The following is a 14,271-nucleotide window of genomic DNA, read 5'->3' on the forward strand; positions in this document are numbered from 1 at the left end:
CGCGCCTGCCGTCGGCCGAACGCGCCGAGTCGGGGTTAGCAGATAGGAATTGCACATGAATTCACGTCTTTTGAGGCGTCGCGTCGCGGCCGTGGTCGGCGGCGCCGCGATCGTCGCCATGGGCGCGCTCACCGCAGCGTGCGGCGGTGCCGAGAAGGAATCCCCGTCCACCACGGAAACCACCACGACGACGACGGCACCCACCAGTAGCACTGCGCCGCTGTCGCCCACCGAGAAGAGCATCAACCCCACCGGCGGCAACCTGTTCACCCCGCCAGTGCTCGCTCCGCCGGCACCGACCCAGCCTCCTGGCGTTCACCGCAACAACTAAGACCACGCGGTCGCCGCGTCCTTCGCGGGCGCGGGGCCATTCACCCATCGGCTGCGCCGATGACAGATCGATCAGATAGGGACTTGCACATGAATTCACGACGTTTGGGGCGCCGCCTGGCGGCCGTCGCCGGCGGAGCCGCGATCGTTGCGATGGGCGCGCTCACCGCGGCATGCGGTGGTGCCGACAAGGAAAGCCCGTCGAGTACCGAGACCACGACCGCCACGACGAGCAGCTCGGCGCCCGCCAGCACCGCAGCACCTTCGCCGACCGAGAAGAGCCTCAACCCCACGGGTGGCAATCTGTTCACGCCACCGGTGACGGCGACGCCCGCGCCGAACGTTCCGCCGGGACAACACCCCGGGATCAACGGGATCAACTAGACCTGCGTGACCGCGGCGCCCAACGCGGCGCCGCGGTCCGCGGTCCAGTGGACCTTCGCGATGAACGCGCGGCACTGGCCGGCCATCTTGGTTTCGGCAATCGTTCTGGTCCTGGCATCAGACCTGCCGCGCACGACGATGCCCCTTGGCGCACAGAACATCGCCGGTCCGTACGCGGCACTGCTGGCCAGTTCCACCGACCTGGGTCCGTCACGGGCCGTCGATGCGCAGCTCACGGTGACCCTGGAAGATTCGGGCCGCCCCCACGGGCTCTTCGAATGGGCTGAGGCGCACGGTCTTTCGGTGCGGTGGAAACCGGCACAGGACTGGGCCGTCGTCGAGGGAGCGGCTGACGACGTTGCCCGGGCATTCGACGTGCCCGTGCGTGACTACCGCGGTCGCAAGGGCCAGGTGTTCTACGCCTCGCCGCGACAACCGGACGTGCCCGGGCCGCTGAGCGATGGCGTCACCTCGCTGGGCCGCATCCTCGGCTACACCCCGCACCACATGGCCAGGCCCGCAATGCTCGCCGAGGACGTACCGAGTCAGGGCTTGACTCCCGACGCCTTGTTGACCACCTACAACGCGAAACCCCTTGCCGACGCCGGCTTCACCGGCAAGGGCGCCACCATCGTGTTCTTCGAATTCGACGGCTACGACCAGAGCGACCTGGAGGCGTTCGCCGAGATGTCGGGCCTTCCGAAGTTCACGCCCGTCTTGGTCGGCGGGCAGCCGGGCCCGTCGCACGGCGAGACCGTGATGGACGTTCAAGTGGCACATGCGATTGCGCCTGACGCGCGGATCGTGATCGTCAACGCCCGCCCGACCGTGGAAGGCGACGGCGCCTACGAGAAGATCGCCGCGATGTTCGACGACGCCGACCGCGACTTCCCGGGCGCCGTGTGGAGCCTGTCGATCGGATGGGGATGCGACAACCTGATTCGGGGAGCCGACCTCGCGCCGGTTCGCGCCGCCTTCGTCAACGCCCAGAAGCACGGTACGTCGATCTTCGACGCCAGCGGCGACACGGCCGGCCTGGAATGCAAGGGCGGCGAAGACTTTTCGTCACCCCCTGGACCCGATGACGTCGGACTGGACGCGGTCGCATCGGTGCCCGAGCTCACCTCGGTGGGCGGCACCACCTTGTCCACCGACGCCAACGGACAGTGGCTCTCGGAACAGGCGTGGTTCGACGGCCCGCTGTCGCAGGGCACCAGCGGTGGCGTGTCGGCCTTGTTCCCCCGTCCGGCATATCAGCGCGGGGTCTCCGCCGACCGCGATTCCGAACACCGGTTGACACCCGACGTCGCCGCGGTCGCCGATCCGTTCACGGGCGTGCGCATCGTTTTCGACGGACAGCCGAGAATCGGTGCGGGAACCTCACAGTCGGCGCCGATCTGGGCCGCCATGACCGTGTTGATGAACCAATACCTCGAAGCGCACGGCGGAAAGCCGCTCGGCGACATCAATCCGCTCCTCTACCGGGTAGCGGCCGGATCGAACCTGCCCGGCTTCCGCGACGTGAGCCTCGGGGCGAACGCGGTCGACCCGTCGGTTCCCGGCTACGACATGGTGACCGGACTCGGCAGCCCCAACGTGGCCAATCTCGCGCAGAACCTTCTCGAAGCCCAGAAGGGAACGGCTCGCCGATGACCCCCGCCGACCCTCCCGGCGGCGACGACGCAGCGCCGAGGATGGCGTGCCGCGCATGTGGCGCGGACGTGCCGGTGGGCGCATTCTGCGGATCCTGTGGGGCGAATCCCTTTACGGAGAGTGCCAATCGACGCGGTCGGCTGCGCACCAGCGCGTACGCGGTGGCTCCCGACGAGAACGTGCTGCGGTTCACGCTGGCGAGTTCGGTCTTCCCGCAACTGCCGCACCGGTCGCGGACGGCGTTCCGGCTCGGACTGGTCGCGCTGCTCGTCGTCCTGGTCGGCCTCGCCGTCCTGCGGTGGCAGGCCCCGCTGATCGCCGTCGGGGCGTTGGGCTTTCCGCTGTTGTTCGTGGTCTACCTGCGCGAGACCGACGCTCTTCACGACCTGCCCGTCCGACTGCTGGCGATCGCGGCCGGGATCGGCATCGCGCTGGGCACCGCGTGGGCATTGGTCGCCGGCGCCATCGTCGCGCATTCGTACGACGTTGCACTCGGTACCGGAGAGGACATCGGACACACGTTCCTGGAAGGAATGCTCATCCCGTCCGGCGGGGCGCTCCTCGTGCTCGCCCCCGTCGCCGTGGTGCGGGCGCTGCGCCCCTCGGCCCGAGAGTCGTTGGACGGCTTCGTATTCGGCGCGCTGGGCGCGATCGGGTTCACCGCCGCGGCGACCTTGACCCGGTTGGCGCCCCAGCTGGCGACGGGACCCACCGCGCACGACCAGCCCATCACCGCACTGCTGGTTCAGGCGGGCATCCAAGGCCTCGCGATTCCCGTTCTCGCGGCCGCCGCCGGCGGCCTGGTCGGTGTGGCGTTGTGGTTCACCAGCTCCGCTTCTCGACGGCCGGTCTGGAGCGCAGTCCTCACCGGGGTGCTGGTCGTGATTGCGCTGTATGCCTGCTTGGGACTGCTGGAATCCTTGCCGCTCCCGGACGGATTGCACCTGGGACTGCACCTGATGTTCGCGGCGCTGGCGGTCCTCGCGCTCAGGATCGGGATACAGGCGGCGCTGCTCCACGAGGCCCACGACGCAACGAGCCCGGATGAGCAGGTGTTGTGCCCGAACTGCGAACACGTCGTCCCCGACACGGCGTTCTGCCCGAACTGCGGGGTCGCCGCACAGGCGGCATCGCGGACGTCCCGGACCGCCCGGCGGCTGGACCGTCCGCACCGCGAAGCCGACGCGGCGGTGCCCAACACGCGGGCCGGGTACGCCGTGCCGCCAGGAACGTATGCAGCAGCACCCCTGCGTCAGAGCACACCCCGGGGCGTATTGCCCGTCCTGATAGGCACTTTGAGCGTCGTGGCCGTGGCGGCCGTTGCCGTGTCGGTGCTGATCACACCCAAGCCGCCGCGCTACGTGTGCCCGCCCGACTGCGGCAGGCCACCGCTGGGAACGCCGGTCGCGACGAATCCCCGCTTCACCGCCGCCAACGGCGACTTCTCCTTCTCCTATCCCGGCCCCGGCACGGCGTACGAGGCGACGGTGAACCCGGACGGGGTGGTGCTGGACTTCATCGCCGGCGACACCGGCACCCTCGAACTTTTCGGTGAGCCCGCGCGCGACCGCACTCCGCAGCAGATCGCCGAGGATCTCATCGAGGCGGCGTATCCCGATGCCGAAGTCGAGTACGAGATCCCCAACGCCGCAGTGGGATATCAGCCGGGGTACGGCGTCGTCGCCGACGAATACCCGCAGGATTCCACGGGTACCTTCACCCGGTTGCGGCTGTTGGTCATGGTCGCGGTGAAGAACGACCTGGCGCTCGTTGCCGCGGCCGTCGGTCCGTACCACGAATTCAGCCCGGACTTCGGCACCGGTCATCCCTCCGGTGCGAATCTGCAGTTGGCGATGGACATGGCCAAGTACGTGAACAGCTTCAGCTGGCGGGGTGACCCGCCGCGCTGACACCGAGTTAGCTGCGGAGCGAAACCCATGTTCAGGCCGACGTCCGTGTCAATTTCGGTCGAAGTTTGCCATTAGCTTGTGATCGAGGTCACGGAACCGATATCGTCCTCCCGTCGCGCCTGTTCAGGGCGCATCAAGATCGGGAGTTCGGTGTGATCGTTCGAGTATTGGTTGTGGCGCTCGTAGTAGCTGGTGCGTCGATTGGAGTGGCGCCCATCGCCTCGGCCCATGGTCCGTACGCCAATTGCACGGCAGCCCACAAGGACGGCCGGTGGGACATTCCGCAGAGCGATCCCGACTACTGGCCTGCCGGCGACCGCGACCAGGACGGCATTGCCTGCGAGTCCTGAACCGTAGGACTCCTGTCAGGCGTCTTCGAGCGCCTCACCGATCTCCGCCGCGACGCGGCTGTGCTGGTTCTCCGCCAGCGCGTGGCCTGCGGCGATCGCCAGGGCGATCGGCCACTCGATGATCTCCAGGGCCGCTAGCGCGCCGAGCGCGCCGTAGTACGCGACGTGTTCGGGACGCGGAATGCGGACGCGGCCGACGACCGGCAGGTTCACCGCGAAACCCTCTCCCTCGCGGACGCGGGCGACGGCGTCGCGGTGGCTGTTGTGTTGCGACTCTTCGGCCATTCGTCAACTCCCCGTCATGGCGTATTGGGCGTCTGGACGCTTGGTGTGCCGACCGTGGCAGGCGTGTCAGCTTCTGTTGTGGGTTTCGGTTCCGATCCGTTGACCGATTTCGTCACCGAGGTGCTGGCCGTGCCATTGCGCGAGCTGTACGCCGTGCTGTGGCGCGTCGGCGTGGTGGAAATCGACGACTGATCCTCCTGCTCGTCGCCGCCTGACCCGAACACCCGCGGCGCGATGGCGGCCACCGCGGTCGCACCGGCCGCCGTCGTCAGCGCCTGCGCCCAGCCGACCGGTCCGAGCGGTGTGCTTCCGAGCAACTGGCTCACTCCCGGCGTACTGATCAGCGCACCGAGCGCCATCAGCGAGCCGACGGCGGTGCCCACCACCAGCGGGCTGCGCGAATCGATCAGCGTCTGCCCCAGCTGGGTACTCACCAGCGCCACGAGGGCCACCGTCGACGCCCGCCGCTGCCTGCCGGTCACGCTGGCCAGCGCCCAGGCCGCCGTCGCGGCCCCCGCGGTCGCCGTACCGCGCACCGCGACCGTGCGCCACAACGCGGCCTCGTCGGGACCCTTGCCCGCGCCCGCCGCCCGCGACGTCGGCGGGCTGACCGCGAGTGCGGCGGCCGGGAGTGCGTCGGTGAGCATGTTGACCAACAACAGCTGCCGGGTGTTGAGCGGGGCGTGTCCGGTGATCGCGGTGCCGAGGATCGCGAACGCCACCTCGCCGGCATTGCCTCCGAGCAGCACCGCCACCGCGGCCTGCACCCGCTGCCACAGTTGTCTGCCCTCGTCGAGAGCGTCGAGCAGCGATCCAATGCGGCCATCGAGCAGCATCACGTCCGCCGCCGTGTGTGCCGGGTCGCTGCCGTGCGCGACCACCCCGATGCCCACAGTGGCAGCCCGGATGGCCGCGGCGTCGTTGGCGCCGTCGCCGACCATCGCGCACGTCTTGCCCAGTCGCTCAAGCGTTTCCACGATCTGCACCTTGTGCTCGGGTGACATCCGGGCGAACACCACGCGGTCCTGCACGGCCTGTTCCTGTCCGCGGCGCGACAACGTTTCCCAGTCCGTGCCGCTGATGACCTGGTCGTCGCCGACGGGCATGCCGAGTTCGGCGGCGATCGCGGTGGCCGTCACGGGGTGATCGCCGGTGATCAGGCGGACGCCGATGCCGCTCGCGGCGAGGCCCTCGAGCACGGCGGGCGCGTCGGGTCGTGGCGAATCGGACAGTCCGAGCAGGCCGATGAAGTCGAGCCCTTCGCGGCACAGCGCGTCGAACGCATCGGCATCGCGCGCCGCGCGGGCCTGTTGGGCGGAGAGCCGTCGGCGCGCAACGGCGAGCACGCGTAGCCCGTCGGCGGCGATCTGGTGCACGGGGTTCGGCGCTCCGTCGTCGCCGCAAGCCGCGAGCACCACCTCGGGGGCGCCCTTGATCGACAGCTCGCGCCCGTAGATCGAGGCCGAGTAGGGCCGCCCCGAGCGGAACGGCAGGTGCACGTCCGGCCCACCGACGTCGACCGCCGATCGGTGGGCCGCCTCGGCGACGGCCACGTCGGTGGCGTGTTCGTGGGGCTCGCCGTTGGCCGGAGGGGTGGCGCGCGCGGCGTGGGTCAGGACGTCGTCCTCGGAGTTGCCTGCGGCGGCATCGACGCGTCCGACGCGCAGCCGGTTCTGGCTCAGGGTGCCGGTCTTGTCGAAGCAGACCACGTCGACGCGACCCAATGCCTCCACCGACCGGGGGCTGCGCACCAGGGCCCCGGACTTCGTCAGGCGGCGCGCGGACGCCTGCTGCGCGAGCGTCGCGACGAGCGGAAGGCCTTCTGGCACCGCGGCGACGCTGACGGCGACGCCGCTGCTGATCGCCTGCCGCAGCCCGGTGCGCCGGAGCAACCCGAACGCCGTCACCAGGCCGCCACCGGCCAGGCTGATCGGCCAGGCCCGGTTGGTCAGGTCGCGCAGCTGGGTCTGCAAGCCGACGGTGGAACCGCGCGCACCGGGCAACTGCGCGGCGCGTCGGGCCTGCGTCTGCCCGCCAACCGCGGTGACGATCGCGACCGCGGTGCCTGCCACCACCGTGGTGGTCGCGTGCAGCATGCAGGCGCGTTCGGCGACCGGTGCCGCGGGAGTGGCGGCGGTCTGCTTCGGCACCGGAAGCGACTCCCCGGTGAGTGCCGACTCGTCCACCTCCAGATCGGTGGCCTCGACCAGTCGACCGTCGGCGGGGACCACCTCACCCGGCCGCACCTCGATGACGTCACCGGGGCGCAGGTCGGTGGCGTCCACGGTGTCGTAGCCGCCGTCGACGACCAAGCGGGCCGGCGGATCCTGCACCGCCAACATCCGCTGCAGCAGCCGCTCGGCGCGCAGCTTCTGCGTCGCCGCCAACGCGGCGTTGCCTGCCAGCACCGAGCCGACGAGTACGGCGTCGACCGGCGAGCCCAGCACGGCGCTGGCCGCCGAGCCGATCGCGAGCACCGGGGTCAGGGGATCGGACAGCTCGTCGCGCATCGCGCCGGCGAAGTCGCCGAGGCCGGCCCGGACCGGATCGACGACCGAGCGCGCGGTCTCGACCACCGTGCTCACCCGCGGACGTCCCGGCGGTGGGGGAGCGGAGCGTTCGGGTGCTGGCAGCAGCCTGCGCACCCGGTCGATCGGCAGGGCATGCCATTCGTGTGTCGTCGGTGCTGGAGGTGTCTCGGCGCCGAGCACCTCCCGCGCGGTCTGGTATCCGGTCAAGAGCCCGGCGCCCGCCCCCGCGGCGACCGGTCCTGGACCGCGTCCACGGACGCCGGGAACCATCAGTAGCGCGCCGAGAATGGATGCGCCAGTAGCGATTTGGACGCCGCGTTCGCTGGCTCGGCGGGCGGCGGGCAAGGCGTGGACGATGCGCCACACCCCGTCGAGGTCGTCGACGAGCAGGTCGGCATGCCAGCAGGCCGAAGCATCGTCGGACGTGATGCCGATCGCCATGTCGGCGTCGGCAAGGGCTTGCGCCGCAGCTCGAGACACGACGGCCACCGTCCGGCCGTCCTCCTGCAGACGGCACACGGTATTGGCGAGCGCCCCGTCGAGCGTCCCGTCGGCGGGGTACAGATCGTCGAAGGCCGGGCGCAGCTCGTCGAGGCCGTCGACGTCCAACGACACGGCCTCGGCTCCGCCGCGGCGGATTTCGCCAACCACCGCCGAGGCCAGCGGATGGTTGGCGTAGCGCACCAGCACCTCCCCCGACGCGTCTCGGCCGTTGGTCGAGGGCACCGGGTGCCAGCCCACTCCCACCGAGCCGCGCTCGATTTCGTCCTGCGCCCACTGCCACGCGGCGGCGCGTTGATGGTCGGGCACCTTGCGGATGCGCCCGACGCGCAACTCGTCGGTGGTCAACGCGCGCGGGTCGATCAGCACGACGTCGACGCGGTCGAGCCTGCGCAATGCGGCGGGATGCAGGGGCAGCACCCGATGGTGATCCGCCAAGCCCCGGCTGAGCGTCGCGGCGAACGCCTCGCGGCTGTTGCGTGCCGCCTTCGGTGCGGCGACCAGGGTCGCGGTGGCGGCAGCACCGAGATTGGCGGTGGCAAGGCCGACGGCGGCGGCGCCCACGCCTTGCGCCAGCCCACTGCGGTCGCCGTGCCGCTCGATCGGGCCCGGCGGGCACGGTCGAGGACGTGCTGCGGGGCGGACGCCGTCACGGCAGTCGGCGTGCTCGGCGAGCGAGGGTTCGTGCCGTTGCCAGGCCAGCGCCGCCGATTGCGTTTCGGCGGCGGTGAGTACGTGCTTCATCAAGTCGACGGCCAGGGATGCGGGAGTCTGAGCGATCGCGTAGCCGAGACTCGCGGCCAACGCCAGCGCGGTATCGGCGGTGTCGGCTCCGAGTCGTTGCTCCACGATCCGGCGAAGCCGCGGCTGATAGTCGACGAGCGTCACGAGGGCGGCGAGGTTCGGCGCGAGCCTCGGCAACGGTAGCGCGCGGCCAACCAGGCTTGTTGCCAGGCCGACGGCGCTCGCGGCGGCTGCGGTGACGTTGCCCGCCAGCGCAATTGGGTCTGCGGGCAGCGTGGTCGGTGACGGTGGTTGCTCGACGTCGGCTTCCCGCTCGGCGGTGCTGACGGCGTCGCACAGTTCGGTCAGCGACGCGGTCTCGTCGACGCCGACGACGATGCGGGACAGCGGATAGTTGAGCTGCGCCCACTCGACACCCTGCTGGGCGCGGACGTACTGCAGCACGAGCTCGCCGAGGGCGTCGTCGGGTGCGGTGTCGGCCAGGCCGCGGACCTCGATCCAGCAGCGGCTCTCGCCGCGCCATCGGCGCCGCGCGGGCGTGCCGCCGAGCAGTTCGGCCGCCACGTCGGTGACGGCGGCCACCACACCGGCGGGCAGTTCCGAAGCCGCGCGGACGGGATTGGCGACGAAGTCGACGCCGACCGCCGCGGTGGCGGTGGCGGTACGGACACCGAGGTTCAGGGCGCGCAGGGGCAACGATGCGGACGTGCGCACCAGTCGGGTCAGGCTCACCGGCGCTACTTCTTGGCGGGGGCGCGGCGGCGGGTGGCCGTCGTCTTGCGCGGTCCGCGCGCCGTAGTGGACTTCGCGGCCTTGGTCGTCTTGCGCGCGGGTGCCGAAGCCGTTGCGGGCGCCTTCTTGGGTGGCTCGTCGGGGACCGCGGACAGCGTCGGTGCAGCCGTGTTGCCCGCTTGCTGGTTGTGGCGCCGCACCGCAAGCGCGGTCGCTCCGATGCCCAGCAGGATTGGCCACTCGACCAGGCCGGTCGCGCCGACCGCGGCGATGGCCAGCACGGCGGCCGGCGTCGAATGGCTGCCGCTGTCCAAGCCGTTCCTGATGCCGTTCACCGTGCCCTGTACGCCACCGATCACGCCGTTGACCGCTGCGCCGCCCACCGCGCCGGCCGCGGCGACGGTGGTGTCTGCCGACCGCGTGATCACGCGGGCCGTACTTCGAATTACGTTCATCGCTCGACTTCTTCCAAGTCGTGGGTTGGTCCAATACACCTCGGGAAGAACGGAGGGTACCCATCGTCGGTGAACTGAACCTGAGCGTTTGATGAGTTGCCGAAAGCGTTTGAGAGGAACGCTATTTCGCGTCTGTCCATTCGTGCTTCCTCCGGCACGGCGCGCCATTTTCGGATTGGCGGAAGTCATGTTTGCCGGGTGACCGACAAGCCGGTGAACGTCCCCTCAGGCGGCGCCACGTTCAACGAGACGGTGACTCAATCGACGTCCGCGTTGAATACGACGGGAGATGGGTGCCTGGTGTTGCCTGCCGGGAATGGCGGGCGGAATTGGCAGATTGGGTTCCGTCCCCCAAAATGGCCGATGAGCAGCCAGGATAGTGCTGAGTAAGCCCTGATTCTTTATAAGTTCTTTATAAGATTGTGATAATCCGCGGAATTCCTCGTATGGTGCTTTCGTGGCGCGCCATTCATTAGCCAGGAGCCGACGCAAGTCGCCTGTAGCCCTGGCTGCGCTCGTCGCCCCGGCCGCCGTGCTCTTCGCGGCCGCAGGAGGTGTCCATTCACTGGGCACCGACAGCGACGCCACGCCAGTCGAGAAAGCCGTGCCGTGCTGCGTGCAACTCGTCGCAGCAGCGCCGAGCGCCCTGCCGTGGACGCCGTCGGACGAGCCGTCGAGTGCGAGTGCCGAGCCCGAGCGGGTGATGTCGGCGTCGAGGTGGCGAGTTGCCCCCGTCGCCGCCATCGTCCCGCGCCTGCTGCCCGTAGGGCGGGCACCCGAGCAGGGTCTGCAGGTACGAACGATCCTGGCGTCGCGCAGCATCAGCGCGGCGTTCCCCGAGATTCACGACATCGGCGGCGTTCGTCCCGACCCGCTGCCGTGGCATCCCAACGGTTTGGCGCTCGACGTGACCATTCCCAACCCGGGCACGGCCGAGGGCATCGCGCTCGGCAACGAGATCGTCGCGTACGTCCTGAAGAACGCGACGCGGTTTGGGATTCAAGACGCGATCTGGCGCGGCACCTACTACACCCCCGCTGGCCCGTCGGGATCTGGCTACGGCCACTTCGACCACGTCCACGTCACCACGACGGGCGGCGGCTATCCCACCGGCGGGGAAACCTACTTCCGCTAGCCCGCCGTCCAGTGGCGGCGCGGACCGTGTCGGGCGATCGAGGAGTTTCGGGAGCCTGCACCCAACCGGTAGCGCAGCGGCGCCCGGCCGTCGCTGACGGCCGGGCGGTCCCGCGGCCCGTCAGCTGTTGTTCGCCCGCTCGGCTTGGCGCTTCGTCTTCTCCGCGTCGGCCAACTCCTCAACCCTGTCCGCCTGCGCACGCTTGGCGCCCGCCTCCGTGCGCTTTGCTCGAGCATCGTCGAGCTTCGACGTCGCCGCGTCGGCTGCCTTCTGTTGCTCCTTGCGAATCCGGGCTTGTTCGTCGCGCTTGGCCGCCTCGGCTTGGTTCGTCCGGCGGCGTGCCGCTTCGTCGGCCTGCTTCTTGGCGGCGGCGGTCCGCTGCGCAGCCTCCTCTTCCGCCGCGCGCTTGCGCTCCTGTGCTGAGGTCCGAGCTTCTTCGACGTCATGCTTGCGCTCGGCGTGCGCTTCCCGCTGCTCCTCGATCGCCTCGTCGCTAGTGGCTTTCAGCTCGGCTTTGGACTGCCGTCGCATCTGATCCCCAGTTGCTTCGAGCTTGCTCGCCCGACCAAGCGCATCGCTACGCTCAGCGAGCGCACGGCCTCGATCTTCAAGCCTGGTGTCGCCCAAGGCATTTCCCACGGCCGCATCCAACAATCCGAGGGAGCGCTCGTAGAACAATCGCGCAGGCGTTTCCGAACCCATGCGAGCGACCACGCGTTCCTCGATGATCTGAAGGGGAAGCCGGGCGACTCGGTATTGGAGACGCAGAACGGCGAGTGGGGCTTCGATGATTCTCATTGATGACTCCTGTGTCTTGCCGCTGCTCACGGCAGGTCGGCTTCCTTGGTCAGTTCGTCGGCCTGCCGCCTGATGCGGTCGGCTTCCGCCTCGGCGCTGGATGCGCCCCGCATCGCGGCCTGATGATCGGCGGCGGCGTCCACCACTTGTTCAGTCGCGGAATCGATTTCGTCGCGCTCCTTGGCCTGCTGGATCTCGGCCTGAGCGTCGAGCTCGGCACGCGTCTTCGCTATTGCAGCGTCCTGTTGTCCCGCCGCCTCGGCGGCCCGCTTCTGTGCGGCTTGCTGATCTCGCACGGAGCTCTCGACGGCCGCCGTCTGCGCGTCCACGGCGATCCGTTCCCGGGCACCCTTCACCTGCGCCTCGGCCGCCTCGGCCCGGGCTTGCGCTGCCTCGGCGTCGGCCACGGCTTCGACGCTGTTGGCCTCCTTGCGCTCCCTGGCCTCGGTCTGTTCGAGCTGCCCCTCGGCAGTCAGCGAGTCATTGCCGGTGACGGCGCCGAAGACTTCCTTCGCCTTGCCCTTCACCGAGTCGATCAGGCCCTTGCGGGCCTCGTCGGCCTTGCTGTGCTCAGTCACTGAGTCTCCTTTCAACTTCGTTTCGACATATCGAAGTGGGTTGTTCGATTGATGTGATGGGTGACGGCCGCCCGTTGTGCTCAGCGGAGCGGCCCGTCGGGTGTAGCGCCTCGCGCCCTGTCACCGGTGCCAACGGGCTGGCCGGTGTCCTCGCGTGTGCGGCCCAGCGCCGCACCGAGGGCGATCATCGCGACCGCGAGCGCCAGGTGCAGCCAGTTGTCCGCGTCGTTGACGGGGACGAAGTTGGCCGAATTGTCGTGATCGACGACGAGGCCATAGAGGAAGAGCACCAGATAGACGACGCCCCCGCCGATGAGGTACGAGCGGGCACCGTTGAAGGTGCGCGCCAGGGCGATCCCTGCGACGCCGAACGCCAGGTGCACCAAGTTGTGCAGCACCGACACGTTGAAGATCCCGAGCAGGGCAGCGTCGGAATGATGACCGGCAAAGGCGAGCTGGTCGAAGTTCGTGGTGATGCCGGGAACGAATCCGAGCAGACCGACGATCAGAAAGACGGCGCCGACGGCGAGGGCAGCCTTCTGTACTCGCGTCGCGAATGTGGTCATTGTTCTGGGTGTGTTGGCAGAATTGGCTGCGGTCATGGAGATACCCTTTTTCCGTGGTCCACCGAACGGGTGCTCCACGGGGCTGGAAGCGAGCGGCGTGTCCCAGATACCCGGGCCGTTGCGGCGGCAAACCTCGCAGAGCCGAGGCGGTGGGATCGAAAACGGCGCCGATCCAAGCGCTGACCTGCCACGAGGGGCCACAGCCGCGGGCTCACCCAGCTCGCGGGGTGTCGTGCACGCGCGGCCCTTCCTACTGCTGTCGATCCGCGGTGAGGACGCCGCCGCCGATGACGAGTACCTGGCGATGATGCGCTTCGCCGAAATGGATCGCGAAGGGATGCGCCGCATCCGGTTGACGCACGAGCCGTTGGGTGAGATCGACCTCGCGGACTGGTCCGGGGTGATCCTCGGCGGCGGGCCGTACAACGTGAGCGACGATCCGGCGACCAAGTCGCCGACACAGCGCCGCGTCGAAGGCGAACTGCTTCCGCTGATCGAACGCATCGTCGATGCCGACATCCCCTTCCTCGGTTGCTGTTACGGCGTGGGCACCCTCGGCACGGTCGTCGGTGCGACGATCGACAAGACCTATCCCGAGCCCGTCGGCGGGATGTCGGTCTCAGTGTCGGCCGCCGGCCGAGACGACGCGCTGTTCTGCGACGCGCCCGAGGTGTTCGACGCCTACGGCGGCCACAAGGAGGCGGCGTCGGAGCTGCCGTCCGATGTGGTCTGCCTCGCGTCGTCGGTCGACAGCCCGGTGCAGGCATTCCGGGTGAAGGCCAACGTGTACGCCACGCAGTTCCACCCGGAACTCGACGTCGACGGCCTCCGTACGCGAATCGACGTCTACAAGGACTACGGGTACTTCGCGCCCGAATCGGCAAAGGAACTCAAAGTCGCTGCGCGGCAGTGGAACGTGACGTATCCGCCGGAGATCCTGCGGCGGTTCGTCGAGCGGTACGCGCGGGCTTGAACCTGGCTGGACTGAGTGACTAGGCGATCACCATGGAGCCGGCGCCGCCGACGTATACGATGCCGGACGGATTCGCGGCGTCGACCGCGTTGACGATCGCCCCGGCGAAGGATGTGTCGACCTCACTGCGGCGGTTTCGCAATAGCGGGGTCGTCTGGTGACGATGAACACGACTACGTGGCGGAGGCAGGCCACGGTGATTTCGTGGTCCGCCCACTGATCCCGGATCCCTGATCTCTGAACACGCCCGTCAGAGCGGATCCAACGCGTCACTCCCTGGATCTCGTTCTGGGCGGCGGGGTGAGCGGCGGCTGTCATCGCACCAGGCTTGGATATCGCCACCAGC

Annotated in this window: 13 protein-coding genes and 1 pseudogene; 8 read left to right on the forward strand and 6 right to left on the reverse strand. The window is 69.2% G+C overall.

Annotation, left to right across the window (positions count from 1 at the left end; translation table 11 throughout):
• The first annotated feature begins 55 nt into the window (after positions 1-55).
• The 5 genes from N536_RS0130440 (at position 56) to N536_RS0130460 (ending at position 4,627) form a co-directional block, all read left to right on the forward strand.
• A complete protein-coding gene (locus N536_RS0130440) occupies positions 56-331 on the forward strand; it encodes a hypothetical protein (RefSeq protein ID WP_036438173.1) in 276 nt (91 codons plus the stop codon).
• 89 nt (positions 332-420) lie between these two features.
• Positions 421-714 (forward strand): hypothetical protein, encoded by a 294-nt coding sequence (locus N536_RS0130445; protein WP_029117073.1) that lies wholly within the window; start codon positions 421-423, stop codon positions 712-714.
• A gap of 60 nt (positions 715-774) precedes the next feature.
• Positions 775-2,367, forward strand: coding sequence for a protease pro-enzyme activation domain-containing protein (locus N536_RS0130450; RefSeq protein WP_029117074.1), 1,593 nt, complete (start codon positions 775-777; stop codon positions 2,365-2,367).
• Positions 2,364-4,277: a zinc ribbon domain-containing protein gene (locus N536_RS0130455; RefSeq protein ID WP_081809450.1), complete on the forward strand. Its 1,914-nt coding sequence runs from the start codon at positions 2,364-2,366 to the stop codon at positions 4,275-4,277. The genes N536_RS0130450 and N536_RS0130455 overlap by 4 nt, the downstream gene beginning before the upstream one ends.
• A gap of 173 nt (positions 4,278-4,450) precedes the next feature.
• Entirely contained in the window at positions 4,451-4,627 is a 177-nt protein-coding gene (locus N536_RS0130460; protein WP_029117076.1) for an excalibur calcium-binding domain-containing protein, read from the forward strand.
• A gap of 15 nt (positions 4,628-4,642) precedes the next feature.
• Here the strand turns inward: N536_RS0130460 and N536_RS0130465 are convergent, their stop codons facing one another.
• On the reverse strand, positions 4,643-4,912 hold the full coding sequence (locus N536_RS0130465; RefSeq protein WP_029117077.1) for a hypothetical protein: 270 nt from the start codon (positions 4,910-4,912) through the stop codon (positions 4,643-4,645).
• A gap of 129 nt (positions 4,913-5,041) precedes the next feature.
• Between N536_RS0130465 and N536_RS43390 the strand changes: the two genes are divergently transcribed.
• Positions 5,042-5,104 (forward strand): Rv1535 domain-containing protein, encoded by a 63-nt coding sequence (locus N536_RS43390; protein ID WP_255358531.1) that lies wholly within the window; start codon positions 5,042-5,044, stop codon positions 5,102-5,104.
• A 98-nt stretch (positions 5,105-5,202) separates the two neighbouring features.
• Here N536_RS43390 and N536_RS43660 read toward each other — a convergent pair.
• Both N536_RS43660 and N536_RS42425 read right to left on the reverse strand, forming a co-directional pair.
• Positions 5,203-8,688: pseudogene (locus tag N536_RS43660) on the reverse strand (cation-translocating P-type ATPase); the annotation flags it as partial.
• Between the two features lie 737 nt (positions 8,689-9,425).
• Positions 9,426-9,875 (reverse strand): hypothetical protein, encoded by a 450-nt coding sequence (locus N536_RS42425; protein ID WP_029117079.1) that lies wholly within the window; start codon positions 9,873-9,875, stop codon positions 9,426-9,428.
• A gap of 457 nt (positions 9,876-10,332) precedes the next feature.
• Here N536_RS42425 and N536_RS0130480 point away from each other — a divergent pair, with 457 nt between their 5' ends.
• Positions 10,333-11,010, forward strand: coding sequence for a hypothetical protein (locus N536_RS0130480; protein ID WP_029117080.1), 678 nt, complete (start codon positions 10,333-10,335; stop codon positions 11,008-11,010).
• A 120-nt stretch (positions 11,011-11,130) separates the two neighbouring features.
• Here the strand turns inward: N536_RS0130480 and N536_RS0130485 are convergent, their stop codons facing one another.
• The 3 genes from N536_RS0130485 to N536_RS39870 form a co-directional block, all read right to left on the reverse strand.
• The gene (locus N536_RS0130485; protein ID WP_029117081.1) at positions 11,131-11,808 is read right to left on the reverse strand and encodes a hypothetical protein; all 678 of its coding nucleotides are present in this window, start codon (positions 11,806-11,808) and stop codon (positions 11,131-11,133) included.
• Between the two features lie 26 nt (positions 11,809-11,834).
• Positions 11,835-12,386 (reverse strand): CsbD family protein, encoded by a 552-nt coding sequence (locus N536_RS0130490; RefSeq protein ID WP_029117082.1) that lies wholly within the window; start codon positions 12,384-12,386, stop codon positions 11,835-11,837.
• Positions 12,387-12,466: 80 nt separating this feature from the next.
• On the reverse strand, positions 12,467-12,952 hold the full coding sequence (locus N536_RS39870; protein ID WP_051574866.1) for a DUF4383 domain-containing protein: 486 nt from the start codon (positions 12,950-12,952) through the stop codon (positions 12,467-12,469).
• Between the two features lie 232 nt (positions 12,953-13,184).
• On the opposite strand from N536_RS39870, the gene N536_RS0130500 reads away from it, so the two are divergent.
• Positions 13,185-13,925: a glutamine amidotransferase gene (locus tag N536_RS0130500; protein ID WP_029117083.1), complete on the forward strand. Its 741-nt coding sequence runs from the start codon at positions 13,185-13,187 to the stop codon at positions 13,923-13,925.
• Positions 13,926-14,271: the final 346 nt, after the last annotated feature.

The sequence above is a fragment of the Mycobacterium sp. URHB0044 genome (assembly GCF_000620625.1).
Classification (GTDB): Bacteria; Actinomycetota; Actinomycetes; order Mycobacteriales; family Mycobacteriaceae; genus Mycobacterium.

Excerpts from the sequence above, each read along its gene's own strand:
- N536_RS0130440 (WP_036438173.1), top strand. The coding sequence starts at position 56 with ATGAATTCACGTCTTTTGAGGCGTCGCGTCGCGGCCGTGGTCGGCGGC.
- N536_RS0130445 (WP_029117073.1), top strand. The coding sequence starts at position 421 with ATGAATTCACGACGTTTGGGGCGCCGCCTGGCGGCCGTCGCCGGCGGA.
- N536_RS0130450 (WP_029117074.1), top strand. The coding sequence starts at position 775 with ATGAACGCGCGGCACTGGCCGGCCATCTTGGTTTCGGCAATCGTTCTG.
- N536_RS0130455 (WP_081809450.1), top strand. The coding sequence starts at position 2,364 with ATGACCCCCGCCGACCCTCCCGGCGGCGACGACGCAGCGCCGAGGATG.
- N536_RS0130465 (WP_029117077.1), bottom strand. The coding sequence starts at position 4,912 with ATGGCCGAAGAGTCGCAACACAACAGCCACCGCGACGCCGTCGCCCGC.
- N536_RS42425 (WP_029117079.1), bottom strand. The coding sequence starts at position 9,875 with ATGAACGTAATTCGAAGTACGGCCCGCGTGATCACGCGGTCGGCAGAC.
- N536_RS0130485 (WP_029117081.1), bottom strand. The coding sequence starts at position 11,808 with ATGAGAATCATCGAAGCCCCACTCGCCGTTCTGCGTCTCCAATACCGA.
- N536_RS39870 (WP_051574866.1), bottom strand. The coding sequence starts at position 12,952 with ATGACCACATTCGCGACGCGAGTACAGAAGGCTGCCCTCGCCGTCGGC.